19 protein-coding genes are annotated in these 23,739 nt (G+C 62.9%); 5 read left to right on the top strand and 14 right to left on the bottom strand.

What is annotated here, in order from left to right; all coding sequences use genetic code 11:
• The 9 genes from D0Y60_RS13200 to D0Y60_RS13160 form a co-directional block, all read right to left on the bottom strand.
• Positions 1-631: electron transfer flavoprotein subunit beta/FixA family protein (locus D0Y60_RS13200; protein ID WP_147324526.1), on the bottom strand; the 631-nt coding region annotated here is incomplete at its 3' end.
• 10 nt (positions 632-641) lie between these two features.
• A complete protein-coding gene (locus D0Y60_RS13195) occupies positions 642-2,072 on the bottom strand; it encodes an aldehyde dehydrogenase family protein (protein WP_117370396.1) in 1,431 nt (476 codons plus the stop codon).
• A 12-nt stretch (positions 2,073-2,084) separates the two neighbouring features.
• Positions 2,085-2,804, bottom strand: coding sequence for an ABC transporter ATP-binding protein (locus D0Y60_RS13190; RefSeq protein ID WP_117370395.1), 720 nt, complete (start codon positions 2,802-2,804; stop codon positions 2,085-2,087).
• On the bottom strand, positions 2,801-3,619 hold the full coding sequence (locus tag D0Y60_RS13185) for an ATP-binding cassette domain-containing protein (RefSeq protein WP_117370394.1): 819 nt from the start codon (positions 3,617-3,619) through the stop codon (positions 2,801-2,803). Before D0Y60_RS13185 ends, D0Y60_RS13190 begins: the two co-directional genes overlap by 4 nt.
• Positions 3,616-4,920, bottom strand: coding sequence for a high-affinity branched-chain amino acid ABC transporter permease LivM (gene livM / locus D0Y60_RS13180; protein ID WP_117370393.1), 1,305 nt, complete (start codon positions 4,918-4,920; stop codon positions 3,616-3,618). Before livM ends, D0Y60_RS13185 begins: the two co-directional genes overlap by 4 nt.
• Before the next feature lie 10 nt (positions 4,921-4,930).
• The gene (locus D0Y60_RS13175) at positions 4,931-5,848 is read right to left on the bottom strand and encodes a branched-chain amino acid ABC transporter permease LivH (protein WP_117370392.1); all 918 of its coding nucleotides are present in this window, start codon (positions 5,846-5,848) and stop codon (positions 4,931-4,933) included.
• Positions 5,849-5,918: 70 nt separating this feature from the next.
• Positions 5,919-7,034 carry a branched-chain amino acid ABC transporter substrate-binding protein gene (locus D0Y60_RS13170; protein WP_117370391.1) on the bottom strand — a complete coding sequence of 372 codons (1,116 nt, stop codon included), beginning with the start codon at positions 7,032-7,034 and terminating at the stop codon, positions 5,919-5,921.
• A 399-nt stretch (positions 7,035-7,433) separates the two neighbouring features.
• A complete protein-coding gene (locus D0Y60_RS13165) occupies positions 7,434-8,165 on the bottom strand; it encodes a FadR/GntR family transcriptional regulator (protein WP_117370390.1) in 732 nt (243 codons plus the stop codon).
• A 51-nt stretch (positions 8,166-8,216) separates the two neighbouring features.
• Positions 8,217-11,255 (bottom strand): FAD-binding and (Fe-S)-binding domain-containing protein, encoded by a 3,039-nt coding sequence (locus D0Y60_RS13160; protein WP_117370389.1) that lies wholly within the window; start codon positions 11,253-11,255, stop codon positions 8,217-8,219.
• A gap of 97 nt (positions 11,256-11,352) precedes the next feature.
• On the opposite strand from D0Y60_RS13160, the gene D0Y60_RS13155 reads away from it, so the two are divergent.
• The 3 genes from D0Y60_RS13155 to D0Y60_RS13140 all read left to right on the top strand — a co-directional run bounded on the left by D0Y60_RS13155 (position 11,353) and on the right by D0Y60_RS13140 (position 13,842).
• The gene (locus tag D0Y60_RS13155) at positions 11,353-12,102 is read left to right on the top strand and encodes an SDR family oxidoreductase (protein WP_117370388.1); all 750 of its coding nucleotides are present in this window, start codon (positions 11,353-11,355) and stop codon (positions 12,100-12,102) included.
• A complete protein-coding gene (locus D0Y60_RS13150) occupies positions 12,095-12,838 on the top strand; it encodes an SDR family oxidoreductase (RefSeq protein ID WP_117370387.1) in 744 nt (247 codons plus the stop codon). Before D0Y60_RS13155 ends, D0Y60_RS13150 begins: the two co-directional genes overlap by 8 nt.
• Positions 12,839-13,056: 218 nt before the next feature.
• Positions 13,057-13,842, top strand: coding sequence for a pyrroline-5-carboxylate reductase (locus D0Y60_RS13140; protein ID WP_117370385.1), 786 nt, complete (start codon positions 13,057-13,059; stop codon positions 13,840-13,842).
• A 623-nt stretch (positions 13,843-14,465) separates the two neighbouring features.
• Here the strand turns inward: D0Y60_RS13140 and D0Y60_RS13130 are convergent.
• Together D0Y60_RS13130 and D0Y60_RS13125 are read right to left on the bottom strand one after the other, a co-directional pair.
• Complete coding sequence (locus tag D0Y60_RS13130) at positions 14,466-15,473, bottom strand: amino acid ABC transporter substrate-binding protein (protein ID WP_117370384.1); 1,008 nt, start codon at positions 15,471-15,473, stop codon at positions 14,466-14,468.
• Positions 15,474-15,569: 96 nt separating this feature from the next.
• Positions 15,570-18,620 (bottom strand): aminotransferase class III-fold pyridoxal phosphate-dependent enzyme, encoded by a 3,051-nt coding sequence (locus tag D0Y60_RS13125; protein ID WP_117370435.1) that lies wholly within the window; start codon positions 18,618-18,620, stop codon positions 15,570-15,572.
• A 126-nt stretch (positions 18,621-18,746) separates the two neighbouring features.
• Here D0Y60_RS13125 and D0Y60_RS13120 point away from each other — a divergent pair, with 126 nt between their 5' ends.
• Positions 18,747-19,181 carry an Lrp/AsnC family transcriptional regulator gene (locus D0Y60_RS13120; protein ID WP_199564174.1) on the top strand — a complete coding sequence of 145 codons (435 nt, stop codon included), beginning with the start codon at positions 18,747-18,749 and terminating at the stop codon, positions 19,179-19,181.
• A gap of 3 nt (positions 19,182-19,184) precedes the next feature.
• Here the strand turns inward: D0Y60_RS13120 and D0Y60_RS13115 are convergent, their stop codons facing one another.
• From D0Y60_RS13115 to D0Y60_RS13105, 3 genes are all read right to left on the bottom strand, one after another.
• A complete protein-coding gene (locus D0Y60_RS13115; protein ID WP_117370382.1) occupies positions 19,185-20,207 on the bottom strand; it encodes an LLM class flavin-dependent oxidoreductase in 1,023 nt (340 codons plus the stop codon).
• A 158-nt stretch (positions 20,208-20,365) separates the two neighbouring features.
• A complete protein-coding gene (locus D0Y60_RS13110; protein WP_117370381.1) occupies positions 20,366-21,469 on the bottom strand; it encodes a M24 family metallopeptidase in 1,104 nt (367 codons plus the stop codon).
• A 15-nt stretch (positions 21,470-21,484) separates the two neighbouring features.
• Positions 21,485-22,141, bottom strand: a complete 657-nt coding sequence (locus tag D0Y60_RS13105; RefSeq protein WP_117370380.1) for an XRE family transcriptional regulator — start codon at positions 22,139-22,141, stop codon at positions 21,485-21,487.
• A 361-nt stretch (positions 22,142-22,502) separates the two neighbouring features.
• Here D0Y60_RS13105 and D0Y60_RS13100 point away from each other — a divergent pair, with 361 nt between their 5' ends.
• Entirely contained in the window at positions 22,503-23,717 is a 1,215-nt protein-coding gene (locus D0Y60_RS13100; protein WP_158565479.1) for a sensor domain-containing diguanylate cyclase, read from the top strand.
• Positions 23,718-23,739: the final 22 nt, after the last annotated feature.

Raw genomic sequence — 23,739 nt, 5'->3', positions numbered from 1 at the left:
TGTCGACGCCGAAATCGGCCGGGCTCTTCTTGTCGAGCGGCTTCTTCTTCGCCTTCATGATGTTCGGCAGCGAGGCGTAGCGCGGCTCGTTGAGGCGAAGGTCCGTCGTGACGACCGCCGGAAGCTTGACCTCGATCGTCTGCAGGCCGCCGTCGACTTCGCGCGTCACCTGGGCAGAACCCGAACCGATCTCGACCTTGGAGGCGAAGGTCGCCTGCGCCCAACCGAGCAGCGCCGACAGCATCTGGCCGGTCTGGTTGGAATCGTCGTCGATCGCCTGCTTGCCGACGATAACAAGGCCCGGCTGCTCGGCTTCCGCCACGCCCTTGAGGATCTTGGCGACCGCCAGCGGCTCGACGGCGTCGTCCGTCTCGACCAAAACGGCGCGGTCCGCACCCATGGCGAGCGCGGTGCGCAGCGTCTCTTCAGCCTTCGCAGGACCGATCGACACCACAACCACTTCCTCAGCCTTGCCGGCTTCCTTCAGACGCAGCGCCTCTTCAACCGAAATCTCGTCGAACGGGTTCATCGACATCTTCACATTCGCAAGCTCAACGCCTGACCCATCCGCCTTCACGCGGATCTTTACGTTGTAATCAACAACGCGTTTGACGGGCACCAGCAGTTTCATGGATCGATCCTCAGGCCAGCGTATAGGCGGTTTTGACGGTGGTGTAGAACTCGGCAGCATAGCGGCCCTGTTCGCGCGGGCCGTAGGACGAGGCCTTGCGGCCGCCGAAAGGCACATGGAAGTCGACGCCAGCAGTCGGCAGGTTGACCATGACCATGCCTGCTTCTGAATTGCGCTTGAAATGGGTGGCGTGCTTGAGGCTCGTCGTGGCGATGCCGGACGAAAGGCCGAAGCTGGTGTCGTTGGCGACTGCCAGTGCCTCGTCATAGTCTTTCACTCGGATCACGGCAGCGACGGGGCCAAAAATCTCTTCACGGGCAATACGCATGTCGTTCGTCGCCTCGGTGAAGAGGGCAGGCGAAAGATAGAAACCGGGTGTATCCCGCTTCAGCCGTTCACCACCGAAAGCGAGCCTTGCGCCCTCCGCGCGGCCGACATCAATATAGGCTGCATCCTGCTTCAGTTGGCTTTCGTCAACCACAGGACCGATATGGGTGCCAGCCTTCAGCGCGTCGTCGACGATGAGACCCTTCAGGCGCTCGGTCAGCGCGGCGACGAAACGATCATGAATGCCTTCGGTGACGATCAGCCGCGAGGAGGCGGTGCACCGCTGGCCGGTCGAGAAGAAGGACGAATTGGCGGCTGCCTCGACGGCGACCGCGAGATCGGCATCGTCGAGCACGACGAAGGGGTTCTTGCCACCCATTTCGAGTTGGAATTTGCGATTGTGCTCGATGGAGGCCAGAGCCACGCGCTTGCCGGTGCCGACAGAGCCGGTGAAGGTGAGCGCTTGAACGTCCGGACTGTCGAGCAGCGTCTGGCCGACGACGCTGCCGCGGCCCATGACAAGATTGACGACACCCGCGGGCGCTCCGGCGCGATGGAGGATATCGACGAGCGCCCAGGCGGAACCCGGCACCAGATCTGCCGGCTTCAGGACGACGGTGTTGCCGTAGGCAAGCGCCGGAGCGATCTTCCAGGCGGGAATGGCGATCGGGAAGTTCCAGGGCGTGATGATACCGACGACGCCGACGGCTTCGCGCGTGATCTCGACGCTGACCCCCGGCCGGACGGAGGGCAGGACTTCGCCGGACAGGCGCAGGACCTCGCCGGCAAAGAAATCGAAGATCTGCCCGGCGCGAGTGACTTCGCCGATGGCTTCCGGCAGCGTCTTACCCTCTTCGCGGGCAAGCAAATGCCCGAGTTCCTCCTTGCGAGCGAGAATTTCATCGCCGGTCTTCTTCAGGAGGGCATGACGGTCGAGGATGCCGGAGCGCGACCATGCCGGGAAGGCGGCCTTGGCGGCGGCGATGGCGGATTTTGTATCCTCGGCACTCGCACGGGCATAGTCACCGACGGTGTCGTTGGTGTTGGAGGGGTTGATGTTCGCCGAAGCGTCGCCGGAGACCCATTCACCGGCAATCAGGTTTTTATGCAGCATCGTCTTTTCCGTTCAGTGCAGGCCGAGATAGGCCTTGCGGACGTCTTCATTGTCGAGCAGCGCAGCGCTTTCGCCGGAGAGATGGATGCGGCCGTTGACCATGACATAGGCGCGCTGCGACAGTTTCAGCGCGTGATTGGCATTCTGTTCGACGAGAAAGATCGTCTTGCCCATGCTGGCGATCTCGCGCAGCACCTCAAACACCCGCTTGACCACAAGTGGCGCAAGTCCGAGCGAAGGTTCGTCGAAGAGGATCAGCTCAGGCCGGGCCATCATGGCGCGGGCGATGGCAAGCATCTGCTGTTCACCGCCCGACATGGTGCCGGCGGTCTGGTTGCGCCGTTCCTTCAGACGAGGAAAGAGGTCGAACATTGTCGTCCGGTCTTCCTCGAAATGCGCCATGCCGATGGGCGTGGTGCCCATCATCATATTCTCCTCGACGCTCATCTCCTGGTAAATCTGCCGTCCCTCCGGCACGAGCGCGATGCCACGACGGGAAATCCGGTTGGTGGCAAGCTTAGAAATGTCCTCACCCTTGTGCAGGATCTTGCCGGCGGAGGCGCGCGGTGCGCCGAAGATCGAAGAAAGCAGTGTCGTCTTACCCGCGCCGTTGGAGCCGATCAGGCTGACGATCTCGCCCTTGAAGATGTGCACGTGAACATCCTTGAGGGCTTCGACAGGCCCGTACTGGGCTTGAACGCCGGAGAACTCCAGCAAGGGGGCTTCGCTCATGCCTCAACCTCTTCTTCGCTGACGCCGAGATAGGCGGCAATGACGGCGGGATCATTCGCCACATGCGCCGGCGTGCCGTCGGATATCACCTCGCCGTGGTCGAGCACGACGACATGGTCGGAAATACGCATGACCAGCCCCATGTCGTGCTCGATGACGAGCACCGTCTGGCCATGCTGCTTGCAAAGCCGCTGGATCACCTCGGAAAGCTCGTGCGTTTCCGCCGGGTTCAGGCCGGCGGCCGGTTCGTCGAGGCAGATAAGGCGCGGGCCGGTGCACATGGCACGGGCGATCTCGAGGCGGCGCTGGCGGCCATAGGGCAGTTCGCCCGCCAACCGGTTGGCGTCTGCCGTCAGGTTCATCTCGCCGAGCCAGTGATAGGCGCGGTCGATGGCCTCGCGCTCGGCCCGGCGGAAGGCCGGCGTGCGGAACACGCCGCTGACGAGATTGTTGGCCGTCACCAGATGCTGGGCGACCAGGAGATTTTCGACCACCGACATTTCCTTGAACAGGCGGATGTTCTGGAAGGTCCGGGCGATGCCGGCACGGGTCACCAGATGCGAACCGCCAGTGACCGGTCTGGTAATTAGCGTGCCGATATCCTGCGGCCCTGCAGGACCGTTGAGCAGGATCTGGCCCTCGCTGGCGCGATAGAAGCCGGTGATGCAGTTGAACATCGTCGTCTTGCCGGCGCCGTTCGGGCCGATCAGGGCCGTGACGCTGCCGCGCGCGACGGAGAAGCTCACATCGCGGTTCGCAACGATGCCGCCAAACCGCATGGTCACATTGCGAACATCCAGGAGCGGCGCGTTCATCGTGCAACCTCCGGGCTCGCGGACAGCGGCGCTGTGTCGTCCCGCGGCTCACTGCTTGGGAAGAAGGCCGGGCGCTGGATGCGCACGAGACCGCGGGGCTTCCAGATCATCATCACCACCATCAGCACGCCGAAGACCAGCACGCGATACTCGGCAAAATCGCGCAGCAATTCCGGTAGAATGGTGAGGACGAGGGCCGCGGCGATGACGCCGACCGTCGAACCCAGGCCGCCGAGCACGACGATCGCAAGGATCAGCGCGGATTCGAAGAAGGTGAAGGATGTCGGGTTCACGAAACCCTGGTGAACGGCGAAGAAAACGCCCGCAAGCCCGCCCGTCGATGCACCGAGCATGAAGGCGGTAAGTTTGGTGAAGACGTGGTTCACGCCGAGCGAACGGCAGGCGATCTCGTCCTCGCGCAACGCCTCCCACATGCGGCCAAGCGGCATCATGCGCAGGCGCTCGACGGCATAGACGACGAGGCAGACGACGAGGAACAGGACGAGATAGATGAACCAGAATTTGTAGTCGGCGCTGTAGGGGATGCCAAAGTAATCATGCAGTGGCACGCCGCCCTGCTTCGCCGTGCGGGTGAATTCAAGGCCGAAGAGCGTCGGGGGCGGGACGGACGCGCCATTCGGACCGCCGGTGAATTCCAGCCAGTTGTTGAGGACGAGGCGGATGATCTCGCCGAAGCCAAGCGTGACGATCGCGAGGTAATCGCCGTGCATCTTCAGGACCGGGAAAGCCAGGATCATGCCGCAGAGGCCGGCGAGAAAGGGGGCGATGATCAGCGCGCTCCAGAAGCCGAGGCCGAGATATTGCGCGCCGAGTGCAAGCAGGTAGGCACCGACCGCATAGAAGGCGACGAAGCCGAGATCGAGCAGGCCGGCAAGGCCGACGACGATGTTGAGACCGAGGCCGAGCAGACAGTAAATCAGCGCGAGGATCGCGATGCCGAGGAAGTATTTGTCGGCGAAGAAGGGGAGGGCGAGACCGGCAAGGAAAATCAGCACGAGGATGACGACGGGTGACTTTTCCGTGCCGGTCATGACGGTCACGCCGTTGCCGTTGCCGGCCACTTTGCTGGCGATCTTTCGACCGATGGCCGTCATGCCGACCAGCGACAAGGCAACCCGTCCGGCAGCGACGACCGCGGCAAGCAGCACGGCGCGCGTCAGTTCGTTGCGGAACGAGAAACCTTCCAGCACAAGGCCGGAAATCGGCGCAAACAGGATCAGCGAGACTGTAAAGGTGAGCAAGGCTTGCTTGGCGAGCGTGAGGAGGCGGGTCGTTTCCATGGCTCTTCCCTCACACTTTCTGGATTTCCGGCCGGCCGAGCAGGCCATAGGGGCGGAAGAAGAGGAGGATGATGAGCAGGGCGAAGGCGAAGACATCCTTATAGTCGGTACTGACATAACCGGCGAACAGCGCTTCCGTCAGGCCGAGCAACACGCCGCCGAGCACCGCGCCGGGCAGCGAACCGATGCCGCCGAGTACGGCCGCGGTGAAGGCCTTGATGCCCATGACGAAGCCGATGAAGAAATTGAACGAACCGTAATTGAACGTAACGAGCACGCCGCCGACGGCGGCCGTCGCGGCGCCGATCACGAAGACGGTCGAGATGATGCGGTCGGTGTCGACGCCGAGCACGGCCGAGATGCGGATGTTCTGCTGCACCGCACGGCACTCGCGACCGATCCGCGTGTGATTGATGACATAGGTCAGGATGCCCATGGCGATCAGCGAGGCGAAGAGGATTACGGTCTGCATGTAGGTGATCTGGGCAAAGTGCACACCGTCGCCGAAGCGGAACGCGCCGCTGATCAGCGTGGGTACACCCTGGTCACGTGCCCCTTGGGCGATCTGCACATAGCTTTGCAACATCAGCGAAATGCCGATGGCCGAGATCAAAGGGGCGAGCTTGGTGGAGCCGCGCAGGGGCCGGTAGGCGACGCGCTCGATGGCCCAGCCGTAGACGGCGGTGATGACACAGGTGATCACCAGCACCGAGATGAGCGCGAAGGGCACGGACTGGATGCCGAAGAAGGTAAGGACGGCAAGGGTAATGGCGGCGATATAGGCCGAGACCATGTAGACGTCGCCATGGGCGAAGTTGATCATGCGGATGACACCGTAGACCATGGTGTAGCCAACGGCGATCAGGCCGTAGATCGTGCCGAGCGTGATGCCGTTGAACAATTGCTGGATGAGGATGTAGACATCCATACGCGGACCCCCTGAATTTTGGGCACGGAGCCGACCGGACGATAGCCCGGCCGGCGTGAGCGGATCGCCCTTACTTCACGAGGACAGGGGTTCCCTTGTCGTCGAAGTTATAGAAGACGAACTTGAAGTCCTTGATGTCGCCCTTTTCGTCCCAGGTGATCTTGCCGATGGCGGAGTCGACCGTGTTGGCGCGCAGCCAGGCGGCCTGGGCATCGAGGTCTTCGCCGGCCTTCAGTGCCGCGACGACGGCCTGGGCATTGGCATAGCCGTAGAGCACATAATTGGCGGGCGTCACGCCGGCCTTGGTCAGCGCATCCTGCACGCCCTTCGTCGAGGGGTCGGCGAGCGGGTCCGGGGTCGCGGAATAGTAGACGTTCTTGAGGTTGGCCGGACCGCCGGCGGCTGCGACCAGTTCGGCCTGGGCGAAGGCATCGCCGGTCACGAAGACCACGTCGACGCCCTGTTCCTTCAACTGGCGTACCAGCGGGCCACCTTCCGGAATGAGGCCGCCGAAATAGACGGCGTTTGCGCCGGTGCTCTTGATCTTGGTGACGAGGGCGTTGAAATCGCGTTCGCCGCGCGTCAGACCTTCATAGAGGACCGGCTCCACACCGCGCTCTTCCATGGTCTTCTTGACGGCATCGACGAGGCCCTGACCATAGGTATCCTTGTCGTGGATGAGGGCGATCTTGTCCCGCTTCAGGGTGTCGAGGATGAAGCCGGCGGCGACGACGGCCTGCTGGTCATCACGGCCGCAGCCGCGGAACAGGTTGTCGAAGCCGCGGTCGGTCACAGCAGGGTTGGTCGAGGAGGGCGTCATTTCGAGGACGCCGGCGTCGTTGTAGATTTCGGAGGCAGGGATCGTGCTCGACGAGCAGAAGTGGCCGATCACCGCCTGCACCTTGTCCTGATCGACGAAGCGGTTCGCGACGGCCACGGCCTGCTTGGGTTCGCAGGCGTCGTCGCCCTTCACGAGCTCGACCTGCTTGCCGTTGATGCCACCTGTCGCGTTCACCTCGTTAACATAGGCGGACACGCCGTTATAGACCTGCTCGCCAAAGGTGGCGTTGGCGCCTGTATAGGGGCCGGCGACGCCGATCTTGATCGTATCGGCGGCAAAGGACGGTGCGAGGAACAGAGAGGTGGCGATGGCAGTCGCCGCCAGGAATTTCGAAATCTGTGTCATGTGCGGGGCTTCCCTCTGGTTAAGCCATGAATCTCTTCATTGGGATGCGGTGCGTTCCGCATCTCTTGTCATTGCAGGGGCAGATGCCGGCTTTTGCCGCGCCTTACCCCTGGAGGGACGGGAGAACAGGAGGTCGCGATGTTTCCATCCCGATCTGCGCCCCGTTCGCTTGCCGTGTGGGGATCGCCTGCAAGTTTCTTCGCCACTGGAGGGAGTATAGGACTGGCCCAGCCACGGACCTGCGTAAGAAATTCCGTCGATCGACAAGCTATCCTTGACGAAACGGCGCTATCGCGAGGCTGTAGCGACGAGCAAAAACCCGGGATATCCCGCGATGAAAGCCAGTGCGAGAGGATCGTTCGTCAAAGGATGCCTTGTTCTTCGACGGGCGGGTGCGGTTCAGTCCTTCGCCTTGGTGCCCGCAGGCTCTGCGAGCAGTGCGCGGTAGCGGTTGAGGCTTTCTTCAAGATGGGCGGAAAGCGCCTGTTTCGCGGTCTTGGCGTCGCCCTGGGTGATCGCCGCGAGGATCGCCGCGTGCTCCTTGTTGATCTTCTTCAGATAGGCATTGTAGGAGCGGCCGGATTGGCTGTGCTTGAGAACAAGATCGAAATTGATCTCGCCCATGACGGCTTCCAAAAAGCGCGGGAAGTGTGGATTGCGCGTCGCCTTGGCGATGGCGAGATGGAATTCGAAATCGGCGCGGGCCTCGACCTCGGCATCATCCGTATCGAGGTTTTCGATATGGTCGAAGGCGCGGGCGATCTCGGCCAAGGCTTCCGGTGTGCGGCGCTGGGCGGCAAGCGCAACGGACTGCATTTCCACGCCGAGCCGCAACTCCAGGATCTGCATGGCTGAGCGGATATCGTCGATGCGGCTGATTTCGAAATTCAGTGTTCTGGCATCCTTCTCCGTCACGTAGGCGCCGGCCCCCTGGCGGGTGATGACACGGCCCGCGACTTTCAGCGAGGTCAGGGCCTCCCGGATGACGGTGCGCGAAACGCCGAATTCCTCGCAGAGCTGCGCGCTGGACGGGATTTTTTCGCCCGGAGCATAAAGTCCGGAATCGATACGCTCGGTCAGCTTCGCGACGACGATTTCCCCAAGATTGCCGCGCTGCGTGATAACCGACATTCCGATACAGCCTCCGCCCTTAATCCTCTAATTTGTCATACATCATACGTCCTATGTCTCTACAGGGGAAGAGTGCGGGGTCTTGAGAGCGTTCAGGATGGTCTGAAGGGGATGGGGAAGTCTCACTCCCTCCATCAACTTAACCTGCGACCGGCAAGAAAATCCCGTGGCCATGACCAGATCGGCCCGGTCCGTCGCGGCCAGCGCGGGCTGCCAGCTCATGGCGTAGAGCTTTTCGGAAAGCGCCCGGTTGCGCACCTCATGACCGAAGGTGCCCGCCATACCGCAGCAACCGACGTCGTCGATGACGAGCTCCATGCCCAATTTCTCGAATACGACCTTCCACTGACCAACCGCCGCCGGCGCATTGGTGCGCTCCGTGCAATGGGCCATGAGACGGACGCGCCTGTGTTTACCAACAGCAGGTGAGGGAAGGCGGTCGAGGAGGTGCGCCAGCCACTCTTGCGGCAGGAGAACACGACCCTTCGCGCCGATGCCGGAATACTCGCTGCGGAAGGTGAGGGTCATGGACGGATCGATGCCGACCAGTGGCACGCCGGCCTCCGCCAGCCTGTCGATGGCTGCGGCAGTGCGTCGGGCCGCCTTCTCGAAGGCGCCGAGATAGCCGTGCACATGCAGCGCCTTGCCATTGATCAGCGGCGGCGCAATGAGGGGGATCAGTCCCAGCATCCGCGCCACTTCCACGGCATCGAGAAGCACCTGCGGGTCGAAATGCTCGGTGAAGGCATCCGGCACGAAGATAACGGCCTTGGCACGCGCCCCGGCATCGAGGCGCGCGAGCAGCGCCGGCGTGGCGACGGGCACGTTTTGGGCCGCAAGTGTTCGGCGCAACGATAGGGGTGGCAGAAGGGGCAGTGCGGTGAGTCCTGCGCGGCGCATCACGGCCTGGCCAAGCTGCGATCCGACCATGGCATTGTAGAACGGCCGCATCCGCGCCATCAGCGGCAGGGTGATTTCGATGGCGGCGACCAGCGGGTCCTTCAGTGGCCGCAGATAGCGCTGATAATAAAGCGCTAGAAACTTGGAACGGAACGACGGCACGCTGACCTTGACGGGACATTGCCCAGCGCAGGCCTTGCAGGCGAGGCAGCTATCCATCGCCGCGCGCACCTCATGGGAAAAATCGTCGCGATTGGCGGGGTTGAGGCTGTTCCACAGGCGGTTCACGATGCCGAATGGGTGCCGCCGAGCGACCTCGCGGCGCGCGTCGACACCCTTTTCGGCAAGGCGCCTCAGCCATTCGCGCATCAGCGAGGCGCGACCCTTCGGCGACTGGCGCCGGTCGCGTGTCGCCTTGTAGGAGGGACACATCAGGCTGTCCGCATCAAAATCGAAGCAGGCGCCGTTACCGTTGCAATAGGCCGCGTTGTCGAAGGCGGCGCGGATGTCATTGCCGATATCACGGTCGAGCGTGCCGCGCAGTTGGATGGCATCGATCTTCGGTAGGGTGCGGCCAGCCGGCGCGACGATCTTGCCAGGATTGAGCTGCGCGAGGGGATCGAAGGCCGCCTTGATCTCCTGCAGGCGCGGATAAAGCGGTCCGAAGAATTCCGGGACATATTCCGAGCGCATGCCCTTGCCGTGCTCCCCCCAGAGCACACCGCCATATTTGCGCGTCAACGCCACGACGGCATCGCTGATGCGGCGCACCAGTACGGTGTGTTCGGGGCGGGTAAGATCGAGCGCCGGTCGCACATGCAGCACGCCGGCATCGACGTGACCGAACATGCCATAACTAAGACCTTCCTGATCGAGAACCGCCCGGAACTCGCGGATATAGGCGGCAAGGTTTTCCGGCGGAACGGCGGTATCCTCGACGAAGGGCACCGGCCGCACCGGTCCTTCGACATTGCCGAGCAAGCCGACCGCCCGCTTGCGCATCATCCAGACCGCCTCGATTTCGGCTTTTCCCTGTGTGATCGTAAACCCCTTGCGGCCGGCAAAGGGGCGGTCTTGCAGGGCTGCCGTCACGACGGAAAGCTTTTCGGCAAGTTCCTCAGACGTATCCGCGAGGATCTCCGTGATGCTGATGCCATTGGCCGGCCCGTCGGCGTCGTCGGGGAAAAAGGTGGCGATGCGCGGCCATACGATATCGCTTTTTGCCAGCCGTAACACCGTTTCATCGATCGTCTCGACCGAGGCGACATGGAGCGCCACGAGATTGCGGGCATCCTCCAGCGCGGCGTTGAAATTGTCGTAGCGGATGTTGACGAGCGCGGCATGCGCCGGGATCGGCAACAGGTTCAGCTCCGCCTCGGCAATCATCGCCAGAGTGCCCTCCGAGCCGCAGAGCACCGCGTTGAGATCTAAAAGGCCGTCGCCGCGCCGCACGTGCGCGAGGTCGTAGCCGGTCATGAAGCGATTGAGTTTTGGGAAGATGCGCTCGATCTCGGCTTGATCGTCGTGGGTGATGCGTGCCAGCGTGCGGTAGATATCGCCGATCCGGTCACGTCGTGCCTGGAGCGCCCGCAGCTCCTCCTCGCGCACGGGCCGGGAGTGAAAATCGGTGCCGTCGGCCAGCACCACGCGCAGGCCAAGCACGTGATTGCTGGTCTTGCCATAAAGGCAGGAGCCCTGGCCGCAGGCATCGGTCGAGATCATGCCGCCGATCGTCGCCCGGTTGGAGGTCGAAAGCTCGGGTGCGAAAAACAAGCCATGCGGCGCCAGCGCCTTGTTGAGCTGGTCCTTGACGACGCCTGCCTCCACCCGGGCGACGCGGCGCACCGGGTCGATCTCGAGGATGCGGTTCATATGCCGCGAACAATCGACGACGATGCCCGATGTCAATGACTGGCCGTTCGTTCCCGTTCCGCCGCCGCGCGGGGCGATGTTGATATCGGCAAATTCCGGGCGGGAGAGCGCCTTGGCTATGCGCTTGAGATCGTTGGCATTCCTTGGGAATATGATGGCCTCGGGCTCTATTTGATAGATGGAATTATCTGTAGCAAAGACATTGCGTTCCGCCGCCGTTCGGCCAATTTCACCTTCGAGGCCCACGCTCGCCAGATGCGAAAGGAACGCCACTGTGGGGGGCGCATCAAGGTGGGCTGCGGTAAGGCGAGGGATCATCTCGACGTCCAGAAGGGGGCTTGTGCTTCATATAAGTTGGCATATAAGTGATAACATGCCAATATGGCGACGCAACCCGAAATCGCGAGGTCGGAACATGAAAAACCAGTCTGTTGTCATCGTCGGCGGCGCCTCGGGGCTGGGGCTGGTGACTGCCCGTCTGATGGTCACTCATGGTGCTGCGAAGATCGGGCTTATCGATCGCAACGAGGCACTGCTCGCCTCTTCCGCCGTGGAGCTTGAAGCGATGGGCGCTGAGGTCGCAACCGCGGTCGCCGACATTGCCCGCGCAGAGACGGCCCATGGGGGCTTCGAGGAGGTGGCGACGAAGCTTGGCCGCATCCACGCGCTGGTCAACAGCGCGGCGATTTATCCGCGAAAGCCGATCCTCGAAATTTCGGATGAGGATTGGGATCTCGAAAACGCCATCAACATTAAGGGCACCTATCACATGATGGTGGCGGCGGTGCGCCATATGCGTCAGTTCGTCAATGCACCGGAGGTGACCGGTCGCATCGTCAATGTGACTTCGGTCGATGCCTTCAAGGCTCATCCGCAGAACGCCCATTACGCCGCCACCAAGGCCGCTGTCGTCAGCCTCACCAAGTCCTTCGCGCAGGAATGTGCCGCAGATCAGATTCTGGTGAACTCCGTAGCGCCGGCAGGCTTCGCAACCGATCGCGCCAAGGAGCTTGGTTTCCTGCCGGAACTCGCCAAGGCGAGCGCGCTGGGCCGTGCGGCGGAACCCGTCGAGATGGCCGAGTGGATCGTCATGATGGCTTCTAGCCGCAACACCTATGCCACCGGCGAGAATGTCGTGATCAGCGGGGGCTACATCTATGTCTGAGGCCTACCGTATCGCCGTCGTCACCGGTGCCACCAGCGGTATCGGCAAGGCCATCGTACCCATGCTGCGCGCTCGTGGCCTCATCGTCTATGCCGTCGGCCGCAATGAAGCGCAGCTTGCTGCGCTGGCGGCGGCAACCGGTGCTATCCCCATTCAGGCCGATGTGCGCGACACCGCGCAAATCGCCGAAGCGCTCAATGGCGTTGAGGTCGACGTCCTCGTCAACAATGCTGGAATTCTTTCGACCCGCGCTGCGTTCCACGAGATTGATCCCGCCGAGATCGACGCGATGATCGACGTCAACCTGAAGGCACCGCTGCATCTGACGCGTATCATGCTGCCGGGCATGGTGGCGCGTAAGCGCGGCCACCTCATCTATATCGGCTCCAGCGGCGGTCAAGCGCCCTATCCGAACATGGGAGCCTATGGCGCTTCAAAGGCGGGTCTCAGCCTGTTCTGCGACAACCTGCGCTGCGACCTGCTCGGCACCTCCGTGCGGGTGAGCGAGATCGTGCCGGGCCGGGTGCAGACCGACCTCTACCGAAGCTCGATTGCCAACAATCAGGCGCAGGCCCTGCTTTATGACGGCTACCGACCGATCCAGCCGGAACATATCGCGCGTATCGTCAACGACGTGATCGCGCTGCCGGTCTATGTCGATGTCGCCCGCGTCGAAGTCTTCCCGACCGATCAGGCGACAGGTGGTGGCACAATGGTGAAATTCGAGGCACAGTGATGCCAGGGGGAGGAACGGGCATGACCAGCAAGGCATCTGAGAAGGAGTGTCGACCGGACCTCTTGCGGAATTATCGTCCCGTAGCGATCCGCTCCGTCGTTGCGGCGCATTCGATGATCCCGAAGCCGCGGCCTGAGGCTCATGCGGAACCGCCGGCGTCAATGTCGGGCTTCATGCTTCCGGCCGGTTTTCATAATCCCGTCGAGGATTGACTTTTCATGGCATTCCCAGAGCTCCGGCTTGGTTTCATCGGCACCGGCACGATCACCGAAGCAATCGTGACGGGTATCGTCTCCGGAGCCGAGCCGGCACCCGAAATCTTCGTATCGCCCCGCTCCGCAAAAACCGCCGCACATCTAGCAGCGCTCTCGCCTCAGGTGACGGTTGCTGCCGACAACCAGCATGTGGTCGACGTCGCGGATATGCTCTTCCTGGCGGTCCGGCCTGATGTCGCCGAAGAGGTCGTGCGCGCGCTCCGTTTCCGGCCCAACCAGAAGGTTGTCAGCCTGATCGCGACGATCGACCATGAGACCCTGCGCGCCTTGATCGACGTTCCTGTCAATCTCGTGCGTGCGGTGCCGCTGCCATTCGTTGCCACCCGTAGCGGCGTTACCACGATCTTCCCTCCTGACCCGGCCGTTGAAGCCTTCTTTTCCCGGTTGGGGACGGCCGTCGCCTGCGCGACGATCGAGGAGTTCGATATCCTCGCTGTGGCAAGCGCATTGATGGGCTCCTATTTCGGAATCATGGATCACATCGTCGGATGGATGCAGTCCAAGGGCCTGCCGCAAGAAAGTGCGCGTCGATATCTCGCACAGCACTTTCTAAGCCTCTCGACGGTCGCGTTTCGCAATCCATCCACCTCTCTGGCAGATCTCCGCCGTGAGTATTCTACCAAGGGCGGCCTCAATGAGCATATGTTTGCGGAGTACGGCGACAGTGGTGGCCTAGACGCCCTGTCACACGGGCTCGATGCCGTCCTGGCTCGAATCCAGACGCGCTGAGATTGGCCGGCCACATTCACAACGATGAACTGCGAGTGCGGAATCGCAGCGCTTCACGTGCATCGGAAAATCGGGAATATAATTCGTATCTTTTTGAAAGCTAAAATTCCAATAAAGCTAGGATTATGCAGTTGAAATAGCATGATCACCATAAGCGGAATGCAACTTTTACAGAAATGCTTTTGCCATGTTTTTACTCGGCTTTCTCTCCTGCTGCGTTCCCGCCGGCATCATTGCACTGTGGTAGACGTCGGTACCGCTGTGATCTTGCTCGTAAAGAGCCGTGTTCAGCCGCCGACATATTGAGATCCTTCAACGATAATGCCCTATCCAAGGGCTCCGGGCGTCTGGATCGAACCAGCTCCAGTTTCTGGTCCATGACAAATGGCGGCGGTGGTCGGCGCACGAGCTTGAGCAGATACTAGGCGGCACGCTGAAGACCACGAAATAAACGGATGTTTGAGCTACCGCGTGTTGATTATATATTTCGGTGAGGTCGTTGAGGAGGACGGCGCGATATTTTCGAAGCGCCCGTCCATCCCTACACGCGCCGGCTGATCGCCGCCACTTGAACGGAAAACGCCGCGGAGGATATCCGCGGCGTCGATTTTCGATAGAGCGGCTTAGCGCGCTGGTGGCGAATACATCAGGCCGCCGTCGTTCCACAGGCGGTTCAGGCCGCGGTCGATCTTGAGTGGGCTGCCCTTGCCGAGATGGCGTTCGAAGATCTCGCCATAGTTGCCGACGGCGGAGACGGCCTGATAGGCCCATTTCGGATCGAGGCCCAGCGCCTTGCCGGCCTCGTTTTCGATGCCGAGGAAGCGTTTCTGCGCGACCGTGCCGCTTTCGAGAAGCGAAGCGGCATTTTCCTTGGTGATGCCCATTTCCTCGGCCTCGATCAGCGCAAACAGCGTCCAGCGCACGACCTTGAACCATTGGTCGTCGCCCTGGCGCACGGCCGGGCCGAGCGGCTCCTTGGAGATGACTTCGGGCAGCACGACGAAACGGTCGGGATCGTTCAGCGTCAGGCGCTGGGCGTAGAGGGCGGAGGCATCCGTCGAATAGACGTCGCAACGGCCGGTGTTGAAGGCCTGGATCGTCTGGTCCGGCTTTTCGAAGGCGATGACCTGGTATTCGATCTTGTTGGCGCTGAAATAGTCGGCCATGTTCTGCTCGGTCGTCGTGCCGGTTTCCGTGCAGACGGAGGCGCCGGAGATCTCCTTGACGCTCTTCACGCCGACCTCCTTGTTCACCATGAAGGCCTGGCCGTCATAGTAGTTGACGCCGACGAAGCTCATGCCGAGATCGGTGTCGCGCGATAAGGTCCAGGTCGTCTGGCGCGAGAGAAGATCGACTTCACCCGATTGCAGCGCCGTGAAGCGGTCCTTGGTGGACAGCGGCACATAGGCCACCTTGTCCGGGTTGCCGAGGGTGGCGGCAGCTACCGCCCGGCAGAAATCGACGTCGAAGCCGCCCCAGACGCCGTTCTTGTCCGGTACGGAAAATCCGAGCACGCCCTGGCTGACGCCGCAGCGCACTTCGCCGCGCTCCTTGATGACATCGACCGTGCCGGCATGGGCGGTGCCGGCGGCAAAGGCTGCGGCCGCGAGGGCCAGAATTGTCGTCTTCATGGTGTTCTCCTCCTTGATTGGTTTTTTGGCATGCGTCTTCCCGGCCGGGAGAACGCTCCCCCGGCTGACAGGTTTGAAAATGTGGTGTTTCAGGCCTTAGCCGAGCGTCTTTTCGACGTCGGCGAAGGTTTCCTCGAGCACGGCGATGAGGTGATCGGCGTCGCGCTTCGAGAAGATCATCGGCGGGCGCATCTTCAGCACGTTGTCATGTGGGCCTTCGGTGCCCATCAGCACACCGCGGCGGCGTGCGCCGTTGGAGACGGCGCGGGCGAACTCGGTGGCGGGCGCCTTCGTCTTGCGATCCGTGACGAGCTCGATGCCGAGGAAGAGGCCAAGGCCGCGCACGTCGCCGATCGCCTGGTAACGCGTCTGCATGTCGCGGAAGGCGTCCATCAGGTAGTTGCCGACGGCGAGCGCATTGCCGCGCAGGTCCTGGCCCTCGATGACATCAAGCACGGCAAGGCCGACGGCGCAGGAGACCGGGTTGCCGCCGAAGGTGTTGAAATATTCCATGCCGTTGTTGAAGCTGTCGGTGACCTCGCGGGTCGTGACGACGGCGGCGAGCGGATGGCCGTCGCCGATCGGCTTGCCCATGGTGACGATGTCGGGCACGACGCCTTGCGTCTCGAAGGCCCACCAATGGCTGCCGACACGGCCGAAACCGACCTGTACTTCGTCGGCGATGCAGACACCGCCCGCCTCACGCACCAGCCGGTAGACCTCCTTGAGATACCCCTCCGGCAGGAAGACCTGGCCGGCGACGCTCGGGATGGATTCGGCGATGAAGAAGCCCGGACCCTCGCCCTTGGCCTTCATGACGGCGATCTGCTCGGCGACGCTTTCGGCGAAGCACTTGCCATGCTCTTCGAGAGGCCAGTCCGCCGGCGCGCGGTAGCTGTCCGGCACGGCGGCGATATGGATATGCGGCTTCGGTCCCTTGCCGCCCTTGCGGCGGAACTTGTAGGGGCTGATGTCGATCAGCTCCTGCGTCGTGCCGTGATAGGACCAGTCGAGCGTGATGGCGTTTTCGCGGCCGGTATGGGCGCGCATCATGCGCAGCGCCAGGCTGTTGGCCTCCGAGCCGCTGTTGACGAAGCCGGCGACCGTCAGCTCCTTCGGCAGCGTTGCCGTCAGGCGCTCGGCATAGGCGACGATGTTGTCGTGCAGGTAGCGCGTGTTGGTGTTGAGCGTCGCGGCCTGCCTGGCCATCGCCTCCACTACGGCCGGATGGGCATGGCCGATGTGGCAGACATTGTTGAAGCAATCGAGATAGGCCCGGCCGCTGTCATCGATCAGCCAGACGCCTTCGCCGCGCACGAACTTGATCGGCTTGTCATAGGAGATGGAGAGGTTCGGCAGCAGCAGTTCGCGCCGCTTCTTGACGATCTCCTCGTGCGAGCGACCCTGGCGCTCGAAGAATTCCCTGGCGACACCGGCGAAGGTGCGGGCATTGGGGAAGAGTTCCGCCCAGACATCGAGATAACGCGGCTCGCCGACGCCGAGGATTTCGGTGGCCGACAGCGTCGTGTCGGTGGAGATCTGCAGGTGGAGATGCGGCGCCCAGCCGCCGTTTTCCTTCGGTGCGCCCATTTCGCCGACCAGCGCGCCGGCTTCAAGCCGGTCGCCGGCCTTTAGACGGTTGACGGCCTCATGGGCGAGATGGCCCCAGAGCGAGATGAAGGACGGGCAGCCCTCCGGCTCGTGGCGAAGCGCGATCAGGCAGCCATAGCCGAGCGGATCCTTTTCGACCTCGACGCTGACGACGGTGGCGGCAAGCGGGGCGAAGACTTTGGTGCCGGCAGCCATGAAGAGGTCGAAGCCGAGATGGTGCGTGCGGCGCGCGCCCTCGATGAAGCGCGAGACGAACATTTCGCCGGCATAGACCGTGCGCGCCTCGGCGAAGGGGCCGATGCCGAGCTCGACGCCGGTCTCGCTGCAATAGGCGTCCCAGATCGCCTGCGCCTCGTCAGGGCGTTCGGCGGCGGAGGCGACGGTCATCGGGTGGGTCGGGTCGCCATAGGGCACGAGGGCGGCCGGGTAGGTCGCGGCCGGCTTTTCGAGGAGGGGGGCGAGCGACTTGCGGTTCGCCTCGATCCACGCGGCCACCACGCGGGCGCCGGGCACGGCCTCGAAGCCGCAGGCCTTGCGCAGGATGGCGGTGGCGAAGCGCGGGTTCATGCGGTCGAGCTTGCGCAGCAGCGTCCAGGCCGGGCGCTCACTGATCGCGAGATAGGGGTTGTCCTCGGCGTGGACGCGGCGCGAGGCCGACATGGTGACGGAGGTGACAAGGCGTGCTGCAATCAGGTCGAAGAGCAGATCGACTTCCTCTTCGAGCAGCGGATATTCCGCATGGAAACCGCGTGCAATGGCGGCGGCGGCGCCGATTGGGTCGGCATGATCGAGACCGGCATAGGCGGAGGCGATCGCTACTTCCGCGATGACCGGCGTATGCAGCGCATCACCGAAATCGATCAGGCCGGAAATACGGTCATGGTTGGCGGCATCGACCAGCACGTTCCAGTCGTTGGCGTCATTGTGAATGACGGCGGCGCGCAGCGTCGCAAGACGCGGCGCGATGGTGGCGAAGCGCTTGAGGAAGCGTTCGACGAGGGCGCGGTCTTCGGTATCCGCGATATGCGAAAGGCGGCCCGACGAGCGGCCGGCGGTGCGGATATCCCAGTCGAGATCGCGCAGTGCGCCGGGATGCATGAAACCTTTCAGGGCGGCGTCGAAGCGGCCGAGCATGTGCCCCAGCGATTCGAGTGCGGCCTCGCTGCGGCCCGTTTCGGCGAGCGGCTCCCCCTCGACCCAGCTGACGAGGCGGACGCGGTGCGCCGTGCCGCGGGCGCTCGTCGTGGTGGCGAGGCTTTCGCCCGAAAGCGTCGGGCGAATATGCGGCACCGGCAGATCGCCGGCATGGACGCCGAGATGGGCGAGCAGCGCCGTCTGGAAATCGCTCTCCACCGCCGGCTCGGCGGCGTTGACGATCTTCAGGATGAAGGTCCCCTCCGATGCTTCCACCTTGAAATTCTGATCGCGCTCGCTCGCAAGGGGCGAGAGCTTGCCGGCAAGGCCATAGTGCTGCTTGAGCAGGGCGGCTGCGGCGTCGAGGGAAAAGTCCGGGGTCGTCTTCAGCATGTCGTTCATGGCAATCCTCTTTTCGAGGCGAAGATTTGCATGGACGGCGCTTTGGTGCATCCGGCATTATGCCGGTTGTGCCGGCACTCTGTATATAATAACCGTCATCTTGTCGGCGCAGCGGAGAGAGGCATCATGCAGGGCACGGATAGTATCGACCGGACGATCCTCAGCATCCTCACGAAGGAAGCGCGCATCCCCATGAAGTCGCTTGCCGGGCGCATCGGGCTGTCGCGCAGTGCGACGACCGAGCGCGTCATGCGGCTGGAAAAGGCGGGCATCATCCGGGGCTATCGCGCGGATATCGGCCAGCTCGATGACGGCCAGATCCAGGCCTTCCTGCTGGTGACGCTGAAGCGCACGCCGTCGATCGGCGTGCTTGATCGGCTCGCCGGCTTTTCGGCGGTGCGCAAGGTGTCCTCGGTCAGCGGTCAGCTCGACCTCGTGGTCGAGGTCGAAGTCGGCTCGATCAACGCACTGAACGAACTGCGCGACGAGGTCGCGACGATGGACAATGTGGAGGACCTGACGACCTCCATCGTGCTTCGCCGCGACATCGAGCGCGTTTGATTGTCAGCGCCAGCCCAGTGCCGGCGCGACGTGCTTCAGAATCGCCTCGATCACATGGGCGTTGTATTCGACGCCGAGCTGGTTGGGCACGGTGAGCAGCAGCGTGTCGGCCTCCTGGATCGCCTCGTCGGCAGCCAGCTGCGCGATCAACCTGTCCGGCTCGTCGGCATAGGAGCGGCCGAAGATCGCGCGGGTCTTGTCGTCGATGAAGCCGATCGAATCCTCTTCCTTGCCGCCCCGGCCGAAATAGGCGCGGTCGCGGTCGTCGACCAGGGCGAAGATGCTGCGGCTCACCGAGACGCGCGGCGTGCGGCTGTGACCGGCTTCTTTCCAGGCCTCGCGATAGGCGCGGATCTGTGCGGCCTGCTGGACATGGAAGGGCTCGCCCGTCTCGTCGTCCTTGAGGGTCGAGCTTTGCAGGTTCATGCCATGCTGGGCGGCCCAGACGGCCGTGGCATTGGAGCCGGCGCCCCACCAGATACGCTCGCGCAGACCTTCGGAATGCGGCTCGAGACGCAGCAGGCCCGGCGGGTTCGGGAACATCGGCCGCGGGTTCGGCTGGGCGAAGCCTTCGCCCTTGAGCACGTCGAGGAAGACCTCCGCGTGGCGGCGGCCCATATCGGCGTCGCTCATGCCTTCCTGCGGCTCGTAGCCGAAATAGCGCCAGCCGTCGATGACCTGCTCGGGCGAGCCGCGGCTGATGCCGAGTTGCAGGCGCCCACCGGCGATGAGGTCGGCCGACCCGGCATCCTCCGCCATGTAGAGCGGGTTTTCGTAGCGCATGTCGATGACGGCGGTGCCGATCTCGATTTTCTTCGTGCGCGCGCCGACGGCGGCGAGCAGCGGGAAGGGCGAGGCGAGCTGGCGGGCGAAGTGATGGACGCGGAAATAGGCGCCGTCAGCGCCCAGCTCTTCGGCGGCGACCGCAAGGTCGATCGACTGGAGGAGCGTATCGCCCGCCGAGCGGGTCTGGGATTGCGAAGAGGGTGTCCAGTGGCCGAAAGATAGAAAGCCGATTTTCTTCATGATGTCCGCCTCGACGCTCAGCGTCCGTTACAAGATGTGTTGGACGGAACATGGTGCATTGCGCCGGGCTTGGAAAGGTGCCGCACGAGAACGCATTGTTCACAAAACGGCACTTGTAGACGGGGCTGCACTCGCCTGCCGCCCCGTTCCGTTGACAATCAGACCGGTACGACATGAACGGTGCGCGGCAGCGCGGAGAGGATTTCCGGGCCGTCGGCGCGCAGGATCACGATATCCTCCAGTCGGATGCCGAAGCGGCCGGGCAGGTAGATGCCGGGCTCGATGGAAAACACCATGCCCTCTTCCAGTACGGTATCCGAGGAGGCTGTAATATAGGGCGGCTCGTGGATGTCGATGCCCAGGCCGTGGCCGGTGCGATGCACGAAATAATCGCCGTAGCCGGCGTCGGCGATCACCGTGCGGGCGGCGGCATCGACGTCTCGGGCGCGGGCGCCGGGCTTTGCCGCCTTCAACGCCGCCTGCACGGCCTTTTCGACGATGGCGTGGATTTCGCCATAGCCTTCCGGTGCCGTGCCGATGACGGCCATGCGCGTCATGTCGGAGGGAAAACCGTCCTTGCGACCGCCAATGTCGATGACGACGGCCTCGCCTTCCTGCACGACCTTGTCGCTCGCCGAATGGTGCGGGAAGGCGCCGTTGCCGCCCGCGCCGACGATCCAGAACTGCGGCGAAGCGCCTTCCGAGGAGAAATGCGCGCGGATCTCGGCGGCGACCTCCTTCTCCGTCATGCCGGGGCGGATAGCGGCGAAGGCGGCCTGCATGGCGCGGTCGGCGATACCGGCATTCATCTTCAGCTTGGCGTATTCCGCGCCGTCCTTGCGCATGCGAATACCGCCGAGCGTCGCGGGCGTGAAGTCGCGGCGCGTTTCGACCGGCAGCGCGTCGAGCAGCAGCAGTGCGAAATCCGCGCGCATGGTTTCGTCCAGCGCGACAAGGCCGGGAGCTTCCGCGCCGATATCGGCGAGCGCTGCGGCGAGGGCGGCGGCCGGACCTTGGTCGTCGGCCCAGTTGTGAAAGGCGATATCGGTGAATTCGCGCGTGCCCTCGGCATTCAGCGCCGGCATCAGGAAGGCCTCCTTTTCCGGGCCGATCAACAGCAGGCACGGCCGCTCGTCGGGATGCGGGTGGAAGCCCAGCACCCAGTCCATATGGGAGCCGGGCGCGACGGCGACGAGGCCGGTGCCGGTATCGGCCATGCGCTGGCGCAGCGCCTTCAGGCGCGTGGCGGTCTGTTCGGTCATGATCTGTCCTTGCGATTACGGAGTGTCGGAAAAGGGGGATTTGCGTTTGACGACGAAGCTTGCGGGTGTCCGGCCCGCCGCTTCGGCGGCGCCGAAGACGTCCATGGTGCAGGTATGGAAGATCGTCGTCGGCGAGCTCGTATGGTTCCAGGTCGTGTGCGTCAGCGTCGAGAGGAAATGGGCGGAATCGCCGGCTTCTAGAATGGTGTGCTCACCGTCGATCTCGATGGTCAGCGCGCCCTCGACGATGAAATAGATCTCCTCGCCCTCGTGCGACATGGGCTCGCTGTGAAAGCCCGGCGGCGCGTGGATGAGCGTCGAGCACAGGACGCTGCCGGGGAAGGAGGCGGAAAGTCGTTCATAGGTGATTGCGCTGTCCGGCGTGCCGCCGAGACCATAGACGGCACGTCCGTCGTGCCGGGTGATCGGTGTTTCCAAACGCGGCGGCTGGAAGAATGAGCCGACATCGGCATTGAGGGCGCGGCAGACGGCGACGAGCGACGTCAGCGACGGAATGGTGATGCCGCGCTCGATCTGCGAGATGAAGCCGACCGAGAAGCCGGCGGCATCCGCTACCTCCTGCAAGGTCATCTTCAGGGCTCGCCTGCAGGCGCGCAGACGCGCACCCACCGCCTGCGTCTCGGCCGCCGGTTGCTTTGCAGAGCTTGTCATCGTACTCGCCGGGTTTTTTTAGTATTACTTCAATAGTGAGAAAGGTAGCGGCGTTGTCAAATGGTTTTTTTAGTGGTGCTAAAAATGGGGCGGACGTGACATGTTTCCAGCACGGCTCGACCCTCCTATCTGAAGCTTCTATGCACCATGAAGCAATTATGTCGCCGCGCCATGACGTGCTCACGCCGCGTAAACCAAATCCTTACGCCGAGCCACTAGCCTCTCGCGGATGGTGTAATGACCACACCTTATTCGTGTAGCGAGTAGCAAGCACATGAGCATGCCTGACACCGCAGTTCCGATCTCCCCGTCACCGGATGAGACCCATTCGCGCAGGTCGCGCCGGGAGGTGGACTTCTGGATGAACTGCGTTGGCGCACCGCTCGTGCTCATGGAAAAGCAGACGCTTTCGGTGCGCTATGCGAATGCCAACGCCGCGATCCTATTCGGCCGCGGCCTCGAGGGCTTTGGCGGTTGTTCGGTCGAGGAACTGGTCGGCCAGGAAGCGACCCTGATGCTCGGCCAGATCTGGAGCGTGGCACCTGTCGGCGTTCCCGGCGAGCCTTTCCTGATCCGCGCCCAGGTGCAGGGCCGGGAGCGCATGCTTATGGTACAGGTCACCAAGGTTGCGGTGGAAGGCGAGATCCTGCGTCTCTTCACCTTCCTCGATGCGCCGCCGCAGGGGTCCGTGACGCTTGCCGGCTGGCAGGAAAACGTCATCTCGCTGCTCAACTGGCTGCCGTTCGGTTTTGAGATCTCCGGCACCGACGACCAGATTCAGTTCGCCAATTCGACCTTTAAGGCCCTGTTCGGTTATACACAGGACGAGATTTCAAATATCGAGGACTGGTGGCGGCTCGTCTATCCGGATCCGGATTATCGCGAGTTTGCCCGCACGCAATGGTACGAGTCCCTCGCGGCCGCTCGCGCGGAAAACCGCGAGATGACACCCTTCGACCTCGATGTGACGACGGCGAGCGGTGAGACGCGGACGATCCAGTTCCGCCACCGCACGATCGGCAATTTCAACGTGAATATGTATATCGATGTAACGCGTGAGCGCAGCTACGCGAGGGAATTGAAGGTTCTCGCCGATACCGATCCTCTGACCGGCGCTATGAACCGCCGTCGCTTCTTCGAAGAGGCGGATCGTATCCATGCGGAGTGCCAAAAGAGCGGCGCGTCTGCCACTTTCCTGATGGTCGACATCGATCATTTTAAAACGATCAACGACCGCTATGGCCATGGCGTCGGCGATTCAGTGCTCATCGAGTTCACTCGTCGGTGCCGCGACGTGCTTTGCCCTGAGGACCGTTTCGGCCGGATGGGTGGAGAAGAATTCGCCGTCGTGCTCCACCGCCCGGATCATGCCTCGGTCCGTGCCATTGCCGAACGGCTGCGGCAGGTCGTCGGGGCTGAGCCTTTCATCATCGACACGGACACGCTGAAGGTGACGGTGAGCGTGGGCGGCGCGATCTGCGAGGGGACCGAAAGTGTCGGCTCGGCGATCTCGCGCGCCGATAATGCCCTTTATGACGCCAAAAAGTCCGGCCGGGATCGCGTTATCCTCCGCTGAGCCCCATACTTGGTCAACCGGC

Source organism: Shinella sp. WSJ-2, assembly GCF_003432075.1.
GTDB lineage: Bacteria > Pseudomonadota > Alphaproteobacteria > Rhizobiales > Rhizobiaceae > Shinella.
Note: the sequence above shows the minus strand (reverse complement) of the source record. Positions and strands in the feature narration are given on the sequence as shown.